The following is a 16,562-nucleotide window of genomic DNA, read 5'->3' as shown; positions in this document are numbered from 1 at the left end:
CAACCGAACCGCCCCACATGCCCCACGCCGCCGACCTCGCCCACCTCGACAGCCACTACCAGGCGATGCCTCCCGTTGCCGCGATGCAACTGCGCATCAACGGCTACGACGGCCGTCGCCTGCAGCTGCATGCGCCGCTATCGGCGCACGTCAACGACAAGGGCTGCGCGTTCGGTGGCAGCCTGGCTTCGCTGATGACGCTGGCATCGTGGGGCGTGGTGTCGCTGCTGATCGAGCGTGCCGGCCTTGCGGCCGAGGTCTTCGTCGCCGACAGCCAGGTGCGTTACCTCGCGCCGTTGTTCGCCGACCTGGAGGTGTCGGCCGAACCCGCCGCCGACGCCGACCTGGACGAATTCATCGACACCCTGCGCACGCGCGGGCGGGCGCGGCTGTCCATCGTCGCGCAGGCGCTGCTGCCGCCGGAAGCACGGGTGCGCGGACCGTTCGCCGCCGACTTCACCGCACGCTACGTCGCGATCCTCAAGTAAGCGCCGGTTGCATCGCCAGATCAGCGGCGCGCGGCCTCATGGCGAATGCGCAGCAATGCGCATGACTGGAACGCGCATACCGGGAGCGCGTGCGCACCGCGGGCGGCAGGTTGTCGGCTACGATGCGGCCTTCGCCCACGGGAAGTCGCCATGCGCCTGATCAAGATCCTGATGTCACTGAGCCTGCTGGTGCTGGCCGCGTGCTCCAACATCGGTACGCCGGCGAACAAGCTCGACCAGTCGCAGTACGCGTGGTCCGCGGCGATCCGCTGGGGCGATTTCGAAGGCGCGATCAGCATGATCGACCCGAAGATCCGCGAGAAGACCAAGGTCTCGGCCGCGGAAATGGAACGCTACAAGCAGGTGCAGATCTCCGCCTACCGCGACCTCGGCGCCAGCGCCGACGTCAAGGGAGGCAAGGCGGTACGCGACATCGAGATCGGTGTGATCAACCGCTACAACATGACCGAGCGCACCGTGCGCTACCGCGAAGTCTGGCGCTGGGACGAGGAAGGCAAGACCTGGTGGCTGACCAGCTCGCTGCCGGACTTGTGGGACGGGCAATGAGCGCAGTCGCGTAACGATCGCGAGCGCGGGGCCGGTGGCTGAAAAGTCGGCCTGATGGACCGGCAGTGCTGAAACCGGCCCGCGCGGGAAAGAAACCACGGTCGTTCCCGATGTCGCAAGCCGAGACGGGGCGACGGCCCGTTTTGCGCCCCACCACCGCGTGGGCGACAATCGCGGCCCGTTTTTACCGCCGTGACCGCACGTGGACTTCAAAGCCCTCCTGGCCTTCGCCGAAGCTAGCCCGATCCTGTCGCTGGCCTTCGTCGGCCTGACCCTGGCGATCCTCTACACCGAGGTCGCCCGCCTGTTCCGCGGCTACAAGTCGCTGCGCCCCGCCGAGCTGACCCAGCTCATGAACCGCGACAACGCCGTGGTGGTGGACCTGTCGGCCAGCGCCGACTTCGAGAAAGGCCACATTGCCGGCAGCAAGTCGGTGCAGCCCAGCCAGTTCGACCCGGAGAACAAGCTGGTCGCGTCGGCCAAGGCGCTGCCGGTGGTGGTGGTGTGCCGCAACGGCATGGCGTCGGCGTCGGCCGCGCAGCGGCTGAAGAAGGCCGGCTTCGAACAGGTTTACTGGCTGGATGGCGGCATCGCTGCCTGGCAGCAGGCCGACCTGCCGCTGATCAAGGGTCGCGGCTGACAGCGTGTAGGCGGGTGTTGACCCGCCCTCGGCACCGCTGAGAGGCCTCCCTCTCGAGTGCCGGTGAATGCAGATGGCGGCATTGTCAGGTGGCGGGCGTTGGAGATGGCGCGCATCGGCAGATGGCGGGTCAAGACCCGCCCTACGCTGGAGCTCAAATCCTCCCCACGCCCACCCCTTGCAACCGCCTGGATCACCTCCAGATCTGAACCCGGGCCGGCCAGAAGTGCCGTGCCATAATCGCCCTCTTTCCTGAAATTCACCTGCTGGAGCTACGAAGATGTCCGACGAAATCGCCAACGGCACCGCGCCCGCCGAGACCAATGGCCCGGTGTTCACGGTCGAGAAGATCTACGCCAAGGACGTCTCCTTCGAGGTCCCCGGCGCTCCGGCCGCCTTCAACGAACAAGCCCAGCCGCAGCTGCAGATGAACATGCAGCAGGGCGTCAACCGCCTCAACGACGCCGCCTTCGAAGTCACCCTGACCATCACCCTGTCGTGCAAGGTCGAGGACAAGACCCTGTACATGGCCGAAGTGAAGCAGGCGGGCGTGTTCGGCCTGTCCGGTTTCGATGCCGCGGGCCTGGACGCCATGCTCGGCGTGCATTGCCCGACTGTCCTGTACCCGTACGCCCGCCAGCTGGTGAGCGAGCTGATCCAGGCCGGCGGCTTCCCGCCGTTCTTCCTGCAGCCGATCAACTTCGAAGGCCTGTACGGCGAAGGCCTGCGCCAGCGCGCCGCCCAGCAGGCGCAGGCGGGCGACGCCCTCGCCAACGCCGAGACGGCCGGCAACGCCTGATCCCCGCCCGGCCGCAGGGATCGCCTTGCCAGTCCAGATGCCCGCCGTGGCGGTGGTCGGTGCCGGTTCCTGGGGCACCGCACTCGCCGCGCTGATCGCCCGGCACGGTTGCCCGACCGTGCTGTGGGGCCGCGACGCCGCGTGCGTCGCGGCGATCGACCAGCGCAAGGAAAACCCGCGCTACCTGCCAGGCATCGCCCTGCCGGAATCGTTGCGCGCCACCACCGACCTCGCCGCCTGCGTCGGTAGCGCCGACCTGGTGCTGGTGGTGGTGCCGTCGCACGCGTTCGCGCACACCCTGCACGCCGTGGCGCCGCACCGGCCCGCGCGTGCCGGCGTGGCCTGGGCGACCAAGGGTTTCGAACCGGGCAGCGGCCGCTTCCTGCACGAAGTCGCGGCAGAAGTCCTGGGCGAGGCCGTGCCGCTGGCCGTCGTCACCGGACCTTCGTTCGCCAAGGAAGTCGCGATCGGGTTGCCGACCGCGCTCACCGTGCATTCGGATGAAGCCGCCTTCGCCCAGCAGGTCGCCGACGTGCTGCACGGCCCGGCATTCCGCGCCTACACCGGCGACGACATGCTGGGCGCCGAACTCGGCGGCGCGATGAAGAACGTGCTGGCGGTGGCGACCGGCGTCGCCGACGGCATGCAGCTGGGCCTGAACGCGCGCGCCGGCATCATCACCCGCGGCCTCAACGAGATGCTGCGACTCAACCAGGCCATCGGCGGCAAAGCCGAGACGCTCATGGGCCTGGCCGGCCTGGGCGACCTGGTGCTGACCTGTACCGGCGATCTCTCGCGCAACCGTCGCCTCGGCCTGGCGCTGGGACGCGGCCAGTCGATCGAGGACGCCGTCCGCGAGATCGGCCAGGTGGTCGAATCGGTGCAGACCGCCGACGAAGTGATGCGCCAGGCGGACCGGCACGGCATCGAACTTCCGATCTCCAGCGCGGTGCAGCAGGTGCTGCATGGCGAGATCACGCCCGCCGAAGGGCTGAAGCTGCTGCTGTCGCGCGAGCAGAAACCGGAATATCCGGCCGGCCTGTTCGGCTGAGCGCTCGGGGCGGGCGCATCGCCCGCGGACGGTCCGATTCCTGGCATTGCGACTTGGCGCACGCGTCCAGTGGTCGCGGGTACATATTCCAGCGCGATTCGCCAATGCCGGATGCTTGAAAGAACTGCAGGCCCGCGGGATCGATGTTGCGGGCAGTGATGGTTCCATCACGACAGCCGATGTCGCAGTTGCTCGCGTCGATGCCCCCATCATCGCGGCGAGCGTTGGGTGCGGCAAAAAAAAGCCCGGCGAGGCCGGGCCTGATCGCGACGTCGAGGAGAGAGCGATGTCGCGTCGTGGGCTCGTGAGGGCGCGCGATCAGGATGCCGCGCGCGGACCGAGAACAAGGTGGCTTGCCGGTACGAATCGAGCCGGTGCGAAGCGCGGATGCCGATGACAACCGGTCACGCCGGCTATCGCGCATGCACCGTATCGGCGATGGCCCGGAGTGGCATCGAATGCGCATGTCCTGCCACCGCCAATGCAAAACCCATCAGCAGCAAAGCAAGGATGTTGCGCAAGCGGGACATTGCCAGCTCCTTCGACTTCGCAGGCTTCCTTCAAGCCTTTTCAATGAAAACGCCGCGCTCCGCCCAGACCGGACACGAACCGCGCGCAAAAAAAGAGCCCGGCTATCAAGCCGGGCTCCAATCGCGACGTTCCAGGGGAGAGAGAGTTGCCGCGATGTTGCTTCGTAGCCCGATCGCGTTGCGGCGAACCGGGCCGTTGTTGCGATCAGAACGTCAGACGCGGGCCGATGAAGTACTGCGTGTCGCCATCGGCGAACTTCACGTCGCCGCTGACGCCCCAGTTCTGGTTGAACTTCACCTGCGCGCCGACGCGGCCGTAGAAATCGCCATCGAACTGGTCGCCGTCTTCGTAGCCGGCCAGTGCGTAGCCTTCCAGGTTCTGCGTCAGCGCGCTGCGCACGCCGACTTCGGCGCTGTAGCCGTCGAGGCGGTCGGCGCCCTGGATTTTGTAGTTGTCGTAGGCGACGCGGGCGAGCAGGTCGGTGTTGGTCGCGATCGGGTGGTTGTAGCCCACGCCGGCGCGCCACTGGTCGACATCCACGCCGTTGAAGCGCACGCCTCCGATGGTCTGGTCGTCGGTCTTCTGGCCGCTGTAGCCGCCGAAGATGTGGAAGTTGTCGGCGATGGCGCCGGAGCCACTCACGCCCCAGCCGTCGGCATCGCCGTTGTCGGTGTTGGTCGCGACGTAGCCGCCTTCGACGTAGTTGTAGGACAGGCCTTCGGCAGCGGACGCGGCGAAGGGCAGGGCGGACATCAGGGTCAGGGCAAGCAAGGACTTCTTCATCAAGGTCTCAGCCTTCTATTTGTTGGGGGCCGGACCTGGCTGGGGGAGGGGGCGCCAGGTCCGGTGCGCCCAGTATTCAAACCGCCGCCGAATCGAGACTGAATCCTGTACCAGCCGGTACAGGAACTATGCAGGCGAACTGTGGTCGGGGTGCCTGCGGGAGCGTTCGGGGCGGGGACAGCCCGCATTCCAGGGGGGTGAAGGTATGCCGGGATAGGTCCGGAGGGTTTCGGAACCGACTCGGAGGTATGCCGGGATAGGTCGCGAGGGTTCCGGAATCGACTGGGAGGTATGCCGGGATAGGTCGCGAGGGTTTCGGAATCGACTGGGAGGTATGCCCGGATCGGTCGCGAGGGTTCCGGAATCGACTGGGAGGTATGCCGGGATAGGTCGCGAGGGTTCCGGAACCGACTGGGAGGTATGCCGGGATAGGTCGCGAGGGTTTCGGAATCGACTCGGAGGTATGCCGGGATCGGTCCGGAGGGTTCCGGAATCGACTGGGAGGTATGCCGGGAAAGGTCGCGAGGGTTCCGGAATCGACTCGGAGGTATGTCGGGATGGGTCGGGCGGGTTCTGGAACCGACTCGGTGGCATGTGGGCCAGCAGCTTTGTTGCCGTCATTCCCGCGAAGGCGGGAATCCAGCGCCTTGCCTTCAACGGACTTGAAGTCGCTGGATCCCCGCCTTCGCGGGGATGACGGAACACAGCGCTACGCCCCGCCGGCAAATCCCAGCTGGCGCCAGGCTTCGAACACCACCACTGCGACGGTGTTGGAGAGGTTGAGGCTGCGGTTGTCCGGTCGCATCGGCAGGCGCAGGCGCTGCTCCGGTGGCACCGCGTCCAGGACCGCGTCAGGCAGGCCGCGCGTTTCCGGGCCGAACAGGAAGGCGTCGCCGTCCGCGTAGGCGGGCGCGTCGTGGCGGGTGCGGCCGCGCGTGCTCAGCGCGAACAGGCGCGCCTGCGCCTGGCCGTTCGCCAGCGCGATCGCCTGCACGGCGTCATCGAGCGTGTCGTGCACGCGCAGCGTCGCGTACTCGTGGTAGTCCAGCCCGGCGCGGCGCAGTTGCGCGTCCTCGAGGGTGAAGCCAAGTGGCCGGACCAGGTGCAGCTGCGCGCCGGTGTTGGCGCACAGGCGGATCACGTTGCCGGTGTTGGGCGGAATTTCGGGCTGGAAGAGGATGACGTGGAGCATGGCTGGGAATCAGGGGCTGGGGACGTGAGCTTGGTGGGGCTACGGACGGAACTGTCGGTCGCGTTCGTCACACAGCGGTTGCGATAAGGCGGGTTTTAACCCGCCGTGTTCGGTTCATCGCGATCAACATGCACAACCCTTGAGCGATCACCGTCGCATTCCTCGGTCGCGCATCAATCGATACGTGGGCGGCGGGTTAAAACCCGCCCTACGCGACATCACCACGGCATCTGCCGCCCTTCCCAGTTGCGGAACTGCCCGCTCTGCTCGGCGGACAACCCAGCGATCACCTGCAGCAATCCCTGCACCGACTGTGCCGCGGGAATCTGCGCGCCGTCACCGCCCATGTCGGTCAGCACCCGGCCCGGGCACAGCGCGACGACCTTGATCGCACGCGGCACCAGCGCCTTGGCCAGCATCACCGTCGCCATGTTCAACGCGGTCTTGCTGATGCGGTAGCTGGGTGCGTTGAAGCCGGGGTCGTCGCCGAGCGACGACATCATCGAGGAAATGTTGGCGACGCAAGCGCCATCGGCCAGCTGCGCATCCAGTGCCTGGGTGAGCAGGAACGGGCCGAACGCGTTGGTGCGCACGCTGTCTTCCAGCACGCGTGCTTCGACGTGGCCCCAGCGCTCGCCCGGATGCAGCACGCCGGCGTTGTTGATGAGCAGGTCGATGCCGTCGGTCACCAGCGGCAGTTCGTGGGCGAAGGCGGTGCGCGACTTCTCGTCCGCCACGTCCAGCGGCAACACGTGCAGTCGGCCCGGATGTTCGCCGGCGAGCAGGTTCAACGCGGTGGCCTTGCCGGGATGGCGGCAGGCGGCGATGACGTGGTCGCCGCGGGCGAGCAGCTGGCGGACGAATTCCAGGCCGATGCCGCGGTTGGCACCGGTGACGAGGCTGCGTCGTGGCGGAGATTGGGTGGGCATGACGGCTCCTGTGGAGCGGAGAGTATCGGCCAGTCAGCCCTCATCTCGAGCGCGGCGTCGAGTCGGCCCAGGACGCCGTGTTGTTGATGCCGCGTCCGCAGCGCAAGGCACCAGCGGCCGGCGAACGCGGCCGATTGCGACGAAAAACAGATCCCTCGCTGCGCTCGGGATGACAGTTTTCGAAGGGCGCTGCTGCTTTGATGCGGGCCACGGGCTTTGAAGGACGGTTGTTGCCGGGCCCCGCCAGCCGCTGCCCCCGGAAGGTGCGCGCTCGTCCAATCCCCAGCAGGACTTGTGACCCATGCCCCACGGGCCCCCGGACCGTACGATGGCCCGCCCCGGCGACTTGGGCCAGTCGCCATCCTTCAATGCGTTTCCCGCGTTTTCCGGAGTCTGCAATGTCCCCTGTGTCGAACCTGCGTGCCCGCCGTCCGCGTGCGGCCTTCCTCGCCCTTGCCATCGCCGCAGCCCTGGGTGGCGCGACCCTGGCGCCGGCCAGCGCCCTGGCCAAGGCCCCGGACGCCAGCGTCGACATCCCGTACCAGGAATTCACCCTGGCCAACGGCCTGCGCGTGATCGTGCACACCGACCGCAAGGCGCCGGTGGTGGCGGTGAACATCTGGTACCACGTGGGCAGCAAGAACGAGCAGCCCGGCCGCACCGGTTTCGCGCACCTGTTCGAGCACCTGATGTTCAACGGCTCGGAAAACCATCGCGGCGAGTTCTTCGAACCGTTCGAACTGGTCGGCGCCAGCGACCAGAACGGCACCACCAATTCCGACCGCACCAACTACTTCGAGACCGTGCCGACCACCGCGCTGGATACCGCGTTGTGGATGGAATCCGATCGCATGGGCCACCTGCTTGGCGCGATCGACCAGAAGACGCTCGACGAGCAGCGCGGCGTGGTCCAGAACGAGAAGCGCCAGGGCGAGAACCGTCCCTATGGCCGCCGCGTCATCACGCACCTGATGGAAACCCTGTACCCGGCCGGCCATCCCTACCACTGGTCGACGATCGGTTCGATGGCCGATCTCAACGCCGCCACGCTCGATGACGTGAAGGGCTGGTTCAAGAGCTGGTACGGCCCGAACAATGCCGTGCTGGTGCTGGCCGGCGACATCGACCTGGCGACGGCGAAGGAAAAGGCCACGCGTTTCTTCGGCGACATCCCGGCCAGCGCGACGTTGCCGGACATGCCGGCCAACATCCCGGCGCTGGCCAAGGATTCGCACGAAGTGATTTCCGATCGTGTCCCGCAGGTGCGCATCTACCGCGCCTGGCCGGTGGCCGAAGGCAACAGCCATGACGCAACCCTGCTCAACCTGTTCAGCCAGGTGCTGGGCGGCAGCGCGTCCTCCCGCCTGGATACGCGCCTGGTGCACGGCGACAAGCTCGTCGACAGCGCCGGCACCGCGTTGTGGGGCCAGGAGATCGCCGGCGCCTTCATGATCACCGCCGACGTGAAGAAGGACGTCGATCCGGCCAAGGTCGAAGGCATCATCAACGAGGAGCTGCAGCGCCTGCTGCGCGACGGCCCGTCCGCCGCCGAACTCGAACAGGCCAAGACCACCGCTCGCGCCGGCTTCGTGCGCGGCGTGGAAAGCGTGGGCGGCTGGGGTGGCAAGTCCGACGTGCTCGCCGACTGCACGGTGTTCACCGGCAAGCCGGATTGCTTCCGCGACGACCTCGCGCTGATCGCCAGCGCCACGCCGAAGGACGTCGTCGAAGTCGCACGCCGCTGGCTGGGCAAGCCCTCGCACACCATGGTGGTGGCGCCGGGCGACACGCCGGCCTCGGCCATGCCGGAAGCACCCAGCGTCACCCCGACGCCGGTCACCATCCCGGCCGCGGATCCGAAGTACACGACCGTCGCCAGCGACCTCGACCGCAGCAAGGGCGTGCCGATGCCGGCCAGCTTCCCGGCGCTGCATTGGCCGACGTTGCAGCACGGCGCGCTCGCCAACGGCATGCAGGTGGTGCTGGTCGAACGCCACGAAGTGCCGGTGGTGCAGCTGAGCATGGAATTCCCGGGCGGCTACAGCGCCGACGTCGGCAAGAAGCTCGGCACCGCCAGCTTCACCACTTCGATGCTTGACGAAGGCGCCGGCAACTACGGCGCGCTCGAACTGGCCGCACGCAAGGAAGCGCTGGGCGCCGAACTCGGCGCCGGCGCCGGCCTGGACAACGTGACGCTGTCGCTGTCGGCACTGACCGACAAGCTGGCGCCGTCCCTGGACCTGCTGGCCGACGTCGCCCGCCGTCCGCGCTTCGATGCGGCCGAGATCGAACGCGTGCGCGCGCAGTGGCTCGCCGGCATCGAGCAGGAGAAGGCCAACCCGAGTTCCTCGGCGATGCGCGTGATGCCGCCGCTGCTGTACGGCACCGGCCACGCCTACGCGATTCCCTTCACCGGCAGCGGCACGCCCGAATCGATCAAGTCGCTGACCCGCGATGACCTGGTCGCCTTCCACCACGACTGGCTGCAGCCGTCGCAGGCCCGGATCGTTGTTGCCGGTGATACGACGCTGAAGCAGATCCTGCCGCTGCTGGAAGCACGCTTCGGCGACTGGAAGAACGCACCGGACGCACCGAAGCTGGCCGCGATCACCCACGTCGAGCGCCCCGTGGCGTCGCGCGTGTACCTGATCGACCAGCCCGGCGCGATCCAGTCCAACATCTACGCCGGAGAGCTGGTGCCGCCGACCGGTGATGCGGGCACGATCGATTTCGACTTCGCCAACGGCGTGCTCGGCGGCGAGTTCTCCTCGCGCCTCAACATGAACCTGCGCGAAGACAAGCATTGGGCCTACGGTTCCTACAGCAACGCCGGCAATGCCAAGGGCCAGCGTCCGTGGTTTGCTTCGGCCAACGTGCAGAGCGACAAGACGGTGGAATCGATCGGCGAGCTCAAGCATGAGATCGAATCGTTCATCGACGGCAGCCGTCCGGTGACCGCGGCGGAAGTGACCAAGATCCGCTCGACCAACACCCTCAGCCTGCCTGGCGCCTACGAGACCGCCGGCGCGCTGCTGGGCCAGGTCGCCAGCAACCTGCGCTACGGCCGTCCGGACGACTACGTCCTGCAGTTCAAGGCCCGCAACGAGACGATGACCCCGGCGCAGGTGCAGGCCGCGGCCAAGACACTGGACCCGAAGGCGCTGACCTGGGTGGTGGTGGGCGATCTCGGCAAGATCGAGGCACCGATCCGCGCGCTGAACCTGGGCGAGGTGCAGGTGCTCGACAAGGATGGCAAGCCGGTCAGCAAGTGACGCAACGCCTTCATCGTGAGCGTAGCGAGTGACGAGGTCCTTCGACTTCGCTTCGCTACGCTCAGGATGAGCGGAATGGAATTGGGGCTGAGGCTCGCAGCGCGATGAGCGTAGGGCGGACACTTCGGCTTCATCGCTTAGGGTGAGCGGATCCTGGTCTCCAGGCCCCCGACGCCACCACGCGTCCCGACATCCGAAGGTGGAGCGATGCTCCACGCCACCGCTCACCCTGAGCGTAGTGCCGCAGGTGCGAAGTCGAAGGGCCACGTCAGAAATCCGGACCGTGTCTTTCGCCAGAAATCCCGGCAGCAGGGACGAGTGGAGTGGCAGGGCCGTCTCTCGCACATCACCCGCAAAGGGGTGCTCGTCGTCAAATCGGATGCGGACATTCCCCCGCCATTCACCCCGTCCGGCCACAATGCCGTGACCTTTCCCGGAGCTCCCGCATGCGCCTTGCCCCCGCCGTCCTCGCCCTGGTCCTGCTGCCGCTGGCCGGCTGCACCTGGGTCCACATGGCCCCCGGCGCCTCGGCGGTGAAGGTGGTCGCTGCGGGCGCTGCCCCGGCCGGTTGCGAACAGCGCGGCGAGATCGCCGTCTCGGTGAAGGGCAAGATCGGCTTCTACGAACGCAACCCGCTGCGCGTCCGCGAAGAGCTGGAGACCCTGGCCCGCAACGAAGGCCCCGGGCTCGGCGCGGATACGATCCAGCCGCTGGAAGAGCCGCGCGACAGCGAGCAGCGGTTTGCCGCCTACCGGTGCCGCCGATAACGGGTCCCGACCCGCCGAGGGGGTTGTGCTCCACGTCGGATCTGTTCATCCGGGACGCGGCGGCACGAGGCCGTAGGCCGGGATGCCGGCGCGCAAGCTACGGCGGCTCGAGCCCCGTAGCGCCGCTGAAAACCCCATTCAGGATCCCTGGCTTCGCGGACTTCAACGCCCGCCTGATGCCTGGTTCCGATCCCCGACTTGCGACCTCCGGCCATGCGCCGGCGTCAAGAACGCGTTAACCTGTCGCGTTTTCCCTGCAAACGGTAGTCCGCCATGTTGTTCCAGCACGTCGCCATCGCCGGTCTCGCCCATATCGACGCCCCGCGTCGGCTGAGCTCGGATGAGATCAACGCCCGCCTCAAGCCCACGCTTGATCGACTGGGCATCAAGTCCGACGTGCTCGGCGACATCGCTGGCATCCACGCCCGCCGCCTGTGGGATGAAGGTGTCGAAGCGTCCGACGTGGCCACGCTCGCCGGCGTCAAGGCGCTGGCCGATGCCGGCATCGATCCGAACAAGGTCGGCCTGCTGGTCAACACCTCGGTCAGCCGCGATTACCTCGAGCCGTCCACCGCCTCGATCGTGTCCGGCAACCTCGGCCTGCCCGACACCTGCCAGAACTTCGACGTTGCCAATGCCTGCCTCGCGTTCCTCAACGGCATGGACATCGCCAGCCGCATGATCGAGCGCGGCGAGATCGAATACGCGCTGATCGTCGACGGTGAGACCGCCAACCTCGCCTACGAGAAGACCATCGAGCGTCTGCTGAGCGGCAACACCACCGAAGAAGAATTCAAGAACGAGATGGCCACGCTCACCCTGGGTTGCGGTGCCGCCGCGATGGTGCTGGCCCGCGCCGAGCTCGCCCCGGGCGCGCCGCGCTACAAGGGCGGCGTGACCCGTGCCGCGACCGAGTGGAACAAGCTGTGCCGCGGCAACCTGGACCGCATGGTCACCGACACCCGCATGCTGCTGATCGAAGGCCTGAAGCTCGCGCAGAAGACCTGGATCGCGGCCAAGGTCGCGCTGGGCTGGGTTGTCGAGGAGATGGACGAGTTCGTCATCCACCAGGTCAGCCAGGTGCACACCGCCGCCTTCGTGAAGGCGTTCGGCATCGATCCGAAGAAGGTCCTCACCATCTTCAACGAGCACGGCAACATCGGCCCGGCCTCGGTGCCGATCGTGCTTTCGAAGCTGCGTGAAATGGGCCGCCTGAAGAAGGGCAGCCGCGTCGCGCTGCTGGGCATCGGTTCGGGCCTGAACTGCTCGATGGCCGAAGTGGTCTGGTAAACGCCGCGGTTGCATCACGCGTCCGACTCGCGGCGACAGTGCGAGTCGGAAAATCAGAAGGCAGCGGGTCTCCCCGCTGCCTTTTTTGTTGCACGCCTGCCGGGGTTCAGCCCTGGCCCAGCGATTCCTGCACGCCATCCCACAACGCGATGCGCGCACGCACGGCCTCGATCGCCGCCTGCACGACCTGCTGTTCTTTCGCCGGATCGTCGCCCACCGCGCGTTCGATGATCGCCTGCGCCATCGGCCCGTGCGTCTCGCCGTCCACCTCGATGTGGCGCTTGAGGTAGAAGACGAACATCGGCGCCTGGTCCTCGTCGATGCTCCAGCGCGTCAGCAACGCGTTGAACATCTGCGGGATCACGTTCTCGCGGCCGTGGAAGAAGTTCGTCATCACCGCGAGCGTGCTGTCCTCGCGCGCCACGTGCAGCGTGTGGGCGACGAAGTGGCGCACGTGCTGCGGTGCGCCGACGGTGTGCATCGCGTCGATGGCTTCCATGCCACCGGCGACCAGCTCCATGAACCGCTCGAACTGCGTGGTGTCCGCGCCGACCTCGCGCATCGCGTCCAGGTAGATGTCCAGGTGGCTCGCGGGTTCGCCATCCGGGCGAACGTCGCTTTCCTCACCCAGTACGATCTCGTTGATCAGGTGCGAGGCGATCCTGTCCCTCGGCGGCAACCACGGCACCTGCGTGCAGGTGAGGTCCTGTTGCAGCCGTTTGAGCAGGCTCATGAAATCCCAGACCGCGAACACGTGCGCCCGCATGAAGCCGCGGACGTCGTCGAGCGTGGTCAGGGCCTCGAACACCGGGTGCAATTCCAGCCGGGTACGCAGGTCGGCCAGGGTGGCCAGGTCGTCACTGTGTTGCTGCAGATCCATTACTGCTGCCATAACCGTTCTCCTTGGAAGGCAAAAGCGCCCGGCGGTGGGCCGGGCGTGTCCAGGACGCAATCCGCGTCCGCGTGCAGGTTGGCACCTGGCGCGGGCTTTGCCTATGGGTCTACCGGCACGCTGGCGTGGCTATGCGACAGGTCGCCCGGATCGGAAAAAACCCGGGGAAAAGGCGCCGGATTGGTCCCGAAATGGCCTGCCCATGCCGGCATAATGGCGGGCTTTCCGCGCATCCCGTCCGCGCGGCACCGACCGGAATTCCGCATGGCCGTGACGTCGTTTCCCGACTACCCCTTCACCCCGAAACGGATCGAGATCCGTCCCGGCATCGTGGTGTCGTACCTCGACGAAGGTCCGCGCGACGGCGAAGTGATCGTGATGCTGCACGGCAATCCGTCGTGGAGTTTCTACTGGCGCAAGCTGGTGTCGGGATTGAGTGATCGCTATCGCTGCATCGTGCCCGACCACGTCGGCATGGGCCTGTCCGACAAGCCCGACGATGGCGCCGACGCATTGCCGCGTTACGACTACACGCTGCAATCGCGCATCGACGACGTGGACACGTTGCTGCGCCGTCTCGGCATCGACGGACCGGTGACGCTGGCCGTGCACGATTGGGGCGGCATGATCGGCTTCGGCTGGGCGCTGCGCGATCCCGCGCGCGTACGACGGCTTGTCATCACCAATACCGCGGCGTTCCCGTTGCCGAAGGCCAAGCGCTTCCCGAAGCGCTTGGCGATGGGGCGTGATTCGCGTTTCGGCGGCTGGCTGATCCGCCGCTTCAACCTGTTCGCACGCGGCGCCGCGTGGATGGGCACCACCGCGCACCTGTCGCGCGACGTGCGCAAGGCCTATGCCGGCGTCTACGACGGCTGGACCAATGCGATTTCCACCCTGCGCTTCATGCAGGACATCCCGCTGCACGAAGGCGATCGCGCGTGGCCGCTGCTGGCGGCGTCCGCGGCGCAACTGCCAGCGTACGCCGACCGCCCGGCCTTCATCGGCTGGGGCCTGCGTGATTTCGTCTTCGACCGGCACTTCCTCGACGGCTTCCGTGCCGCGCTGCCCAATGCCCAGGTGCACGCCTACGAGGACGCCAACCACTACGTGCTGGAAGACAAGGCCGACGTGCTGGTGCCGTTGATCCGCGAGTTCCTGGACGCCAACTGAGCCCGGCGCCCGCGCCCGGCATCCGACTAGCGCCAATCCTCCGGTGTCAGGGCGCGTAGCCCGTGCAGCGTCCGCGCGCGATCGCAGTGTCGGTCCGGCGCGCCGTGTTCCCACGACGCCTCCACCTGTCGACACGGACTGGGGCGCTGTTCGTAGATGCGGCAGTGCGCGTGCACGCCTACGTCGCCTTGAAGTGCGATGCAGCGTGGTTGCTTCGCCCACGTGCCGCGCATCGCGACCTGGTGGGCGTCGATGCGTTCGGTCAGTTCCGCCGGGGTTATGCCCTGCAGCGTCGGCTCGGTTTCCGACCAGTGCAGGCTGACGCGGAAGCTGGCGCAGCAGGCGCCACAGGTGAGGCAGGGATGCGGCATCGTCAAACGGGCGGTGCGGGGAAGTCGCGGCGGATTTTAAGGCTCGTCCACGACGCGAGGCGCGTCGCGCCTTCCGCCACCTTAGCGGTTCGCTGGAATCGCACCGCCGAATGGGCATGCACCACGCGAAAGTCCCGCATCCCGGCGACAATACCGCCATGTCCGAAGCCTGCAACATCGCCGCCTCCCTGCCGCGCCTGGCCGCGCAGTTCCCCGAACGCATCGCCATGCGTTGCCCCGGCACGCGCGGCCGCGACGGCCTGGCGCGCTACGACAGCACGCTGACCTATCGCGAGCTGGACGTCCGCAGCGACGCCATTGCCGCGGGCCTGGCCAAGCGCGGCATCGGCCGCAACACCCGGGTGGTGGTGATGGTGCGACCGACGCCGGAGTTCTTCCTGCTGATGTTCGCCTTGTTCAAGGCGGGCGCGGTGCCGGTGCTGGTCGATCCCGGCATCGACAAGCGCGCGCTGAAGCAGTGTCTGGACGAAGCCGCACCGGACGCTTTCATCGGCATCCCGCTCGCACAGGTCGCGCGCGTGCTGCTGGGCTGGGCGAAATCGGCGCGCGTGCGCATCACCACCGGTCGTCGTGCATGGTTGGCCGACGCCACGCTGGCGCAGGTCGAACGCGACGGCGCACAGGCACCATCGCAACTGGCGGACACGCACGGCGAGGATGTCGCCGCGATCCTCTTCACCAGCGGCTCCACCGGCGTGCCCAAGGGCGTGGTCTATCGGCATCGTCATTTCGTCGCGCAGATCGCGATGCTGGGCGAGGCGTTTGGCATCACGCCGGGCGGCGTCGACCTGCCGACGTTCCCGCCGTTTGCGTTGTTCGATCCTGCGCTGGGCGTCACGTCGATCATCCCCGACATGGATCCGACCAAGCCGGCGCTGGCCGATCCGCGCCGACTGCACGACGCGATCGCGCGGTTCGACGTCGACCAGCTGTTCGGATCACCGGCGCTGATGGCGGTGCTCGCGCGCCACGGCGCGCCGTTGCCGACGCTCAGGCGCGTCACTTCTGCCGGCGCCCCCGTGCCTGCTGACGTGGTGGCGACGATGCGCAACCTGCTGCCGGCCGACGCGCAGTTCTGGACGCCCTACGGCGCAACCGAATGCCTGCCGGTCGCCGTAATCGAAGGTCGGGAGCTCCAGGCGACGCGCGATGCGACCGAGGCCGGCGCCGGTACCTGCGTCGGCCGTCCCGTACCACCGAACGACGTCCGCATCATCCGCATCAGCGACGCCGCGATCGCGCAGTGGTCGCAGGACCTGGTCGTGCGCGACGGCGAGGTTGGCGAGATCACCGTAGCCGGCCCCACCGCCACTGACACCTACTTCAACCGCGACGCGCAGACGACGCTGGCGAAGATCCGCGAGCGCGACGGTGGCGGCGTCGAGCGCGTCGTCCACCGCATGGGCGATGTCGGCTATTTCGATGCCGACGGCCGCCTGTGGTTCTGCGGCCGCAAGTCGCATCGCGTGGAGACTGCCGCTGGCCCGCTGTACACCGAGCAGGTCGAGCCGGTGTTCAACACGCATCCCGACGTGCGCCGTACTGCACTCGTCGGTGTGGGCGCCATGGGCGCGCAGGTGCCGGTCCTGTGCGTGGAGTTGAACGAAGGCGTCAGCCTGCGCGAATGGCCGCGCATCGAAGGCGAATTGCGTGCGCTGGGCGGATCGCGACCGCACACCACGCGCATCGACCGCTTCATGCGCCATCCGAAATTCCCGGTCGACATCCGCCATAACGCCAAGATCGGTCGCGAAAAGCTCGCGGCGTGGGCGAGGGGGCGCGCGTAGCTTTTGGCTCCC

Annotated in this window: 15 protein-coding genes; 10 read left to right on the top strand and 5 right to left on the bottom strand. The window is 67.4% G+C overall.

What is annotated here, in order from left to right:
- The first annotated feature begins 17 nt into the window (after window positions 1-17).
- From ACYVD7_RS11200 to ACYVD7_RS11180, 5 genes are all read left to right on the top strand, one after another.
- Entirely contained in the window at window positions 18-488 is a 471-nt protein-coding gene (locus ACYVD7_RS11200; protein WP_460763038.1) for a YiiD C-terminal domain-containing protein, read from the top strand.
- Window positions 489-638: 150 nt separating this feature from the next.
- The gene (locus ACYVD7_RS11195; RefSeq protein ID WP_460763036.1) at window positions 639-1,055 is read left to right on the top strand and encodes a hypothetical protein; all 417 of its coding nucleotides are present in this window, start codon (window positions 639-641) and stop codon (window positions 1,053-1,055) included.
- Between the two features lie 202 nt (window positions 1,056-1,257).
- On the top strand, window positions 1,258-1,695 hold the full coding sequence (locus ACYVD7_RS11190; protein WP_460763033.1) for a rhodanese-like domain-containing protein: 438 nt from the start codon (window positions 1,258-1,260) through the stop codon (window positions 1,693-1,695).
- A 280-nt stretch (window positions 1,696-1,975) separates the two neighbouring features.
- Window positions 1,976-2,494, top strand: a complete 519-nt coding sequence (secB, locus tag ACYVD7_RS11185) for a protein-export chaperone SecB (RefSeq protein ID WP_460763031.1) — start codon at window positions 1,976-1,978, stop codon at window positions 2,492-2,494.
- 37 nt (window positions 2,495-2,531) lie between these two features.
- Complete coding sequence (locus ACYVD7_RS11180) at window positions 2,532-3,545, top strand: NAD(P)H-dependent glycerol-3-phosphate dehydrogenase (protein ID WP_460763410.1); 1,014 nt, start codon at window positions 2,532-2,534, stop codon at window positions 3,543-3,545.
- Between the two features lie 735 nt (window positions 3,546-4,280).
- Here the strand turns inward: ACYVD7_RS11180 and ACYVD7_RS11175 are convergent.
- From ACYVD7_RS11175 to ACYVD7_RS11165, 3 genes are all read right to left on the bottom strand, one after another.
- Window positions 4,281-4,859: an outer membrane beta-barrel protein gene (locus ACYVD7_RS11175; RefSeq protein WP_460763029.1), complete on the bottom strand. Its 579-nt coding sequence runs from the start codon at window positions 4,857-4,859 to the stop codon at window positions 4,281-4,283.
- Window positions 4,860-5,568: 709 nt separating this feature from the next.
- Complete coding sequence (locus tag ACYVD7_RS11170) at window positions 5,569-6,051, bottom strand: tRNA (cytidine(34)-2'-O)-methyltransferase (protein WP_460763027.1); 483 nt, start codon at window positions 6,049-6,051, stop codon at window positions 5,569-5,571.
- Window positions 6,052-6,269: 218 nt separating this feature from the next.
- Window positions 6,270-6,980 carry an SDR family oxidoreductase gene (locus ACYVD7_RS11165; RefSeq protein WP_460763025.1) on the bottom strand — a complete coding sequence of 237 codons (711 nt, stop codon included), beginning with the start codon at window positions 6,978-6,980 and terminating at the stop codon, window positions 6,270-6,272.
- Window positions 6,981-7,378: 398 nt separating this feature from the next.
- On the opposite strand from ACYVD7_RS11165, the gene ACYVD7_RS11160 reads away from it, so the two are divergent.
- The 3 genes from ACYVD7_RS11160 (at window position 7,379) to ACYVD7_RS11150 (ending at window position 12,309) form a co-directional block, all read left to right on the top strand.
- Window positions 7,379-10,252: a M16 family metallopeptidase gene (locus tag ACYVD7_RS11160; RefSeq protein WP_460763024.1), complete on the top strand. Its 2,874-nt coding sequence runs from the start codon at window positions 7,379-7,381 to the stop codon at window positions 10,250-10,252.
- A gap of 446 nt (window positions 10,253-10,698) precedes the next feature.
- Complete coding sequence (locus tag ACYVD7_RS11155) at window positions 10,699-11,019, top strand: DUF4156 domain-containing protein (RefSeq protein WP_460763021.1); 321 nt, start codon at window positions 10,699-10,701, stop codon at window positions 11,017-11,019.
- A 273-nt stretch (window positions 11,020-11,292) separates the two neighbouring features.
- Complete coding sequence (locus ACYVD7_RS11150) at window positions 11,293-12,309, top strand: 3-oxoacyl-ACP synthase III (protein WP_460763019.1); 1,017 nt, start codon at window positions 11,293-11,295, stop codon at window positions 12,307-12,309.
- A gap of 106 nt (window positions 12,310-12,415) precedes the next feature.
- Here ACYVD7_RS11150 and ACYVD7_RS11145 read toward each other — a convergent pair whose 3' ends face one another.
- Entirely contained in the window at window positions 12,416-13,201 is a 786-nt protein-coding gene (locus tag ACYVD7_RS11145) for a DUF3050 domain-containing protein (protein WP_460763016.1), read from the bottom strand.
- Between the two features lie 264 nt (window positions 13,202-13,465).
- Here ACYVD7_RS11145 and ACYVD7_RS11140 point away from each other — a divergent pair, with 264 nt between their 5' ends.
- Window positions 13,466-14,371, top strand: a complete 906-nt coding sequence (locus tag ACYVD7_RS11140; RefSeq protein ID WP_460763013.1) for an alpha/beta fold hydrolase — start codon at window positions 13,466-13,468, stop codon at window positions 14,369-14,371.
- A 26-nt stretch (window positions 14,372-14,397) separates the two neighbouring features.
- On the opposite strand, the gene ACYVD7_RS11135 is transcribed toward ACYVD7_RS11140, so the two are convergent.
- On the bottom strand, window positions 14,398-14,742 hold the full coding sequence (locus ACYVD7_RS11135) for a YkgJ family cysteine cluster protein (protein ID WP_460763011.1): 345 nt from the start codon (window positions 14,740-14,742) through the stop codon (window positions 14,398-14,400).
- A 158-nt stretch (window positions 14,743-14,900) separates the two neighbouring features.
- On the opposite strand from ACYVD7_RS11135, the gene oleC reads away from it, so the two are divergent.
- Window positions 14,901-16,550: an olefin beta-lactone synthetase gene (oleC, locus tag ACYVD7_RS11130; protein ID WP_460763008.1), complete on the top strand. Its 1,650-nt coding sequence runs from the start codon at window positions 14,901-14,903 to the stop codon at window positions 16,548-16,550.
- Window positions 16,551-16,562 lie beyond the last annotated feature (12 nt).

The organism is Lysobacter fragariae, from assembly GCF_054779775.1.
Note: the sequence above shows the minus strand (reverse complement) of the source record. Positions and strands in the feature narration are given on the sequence as shown.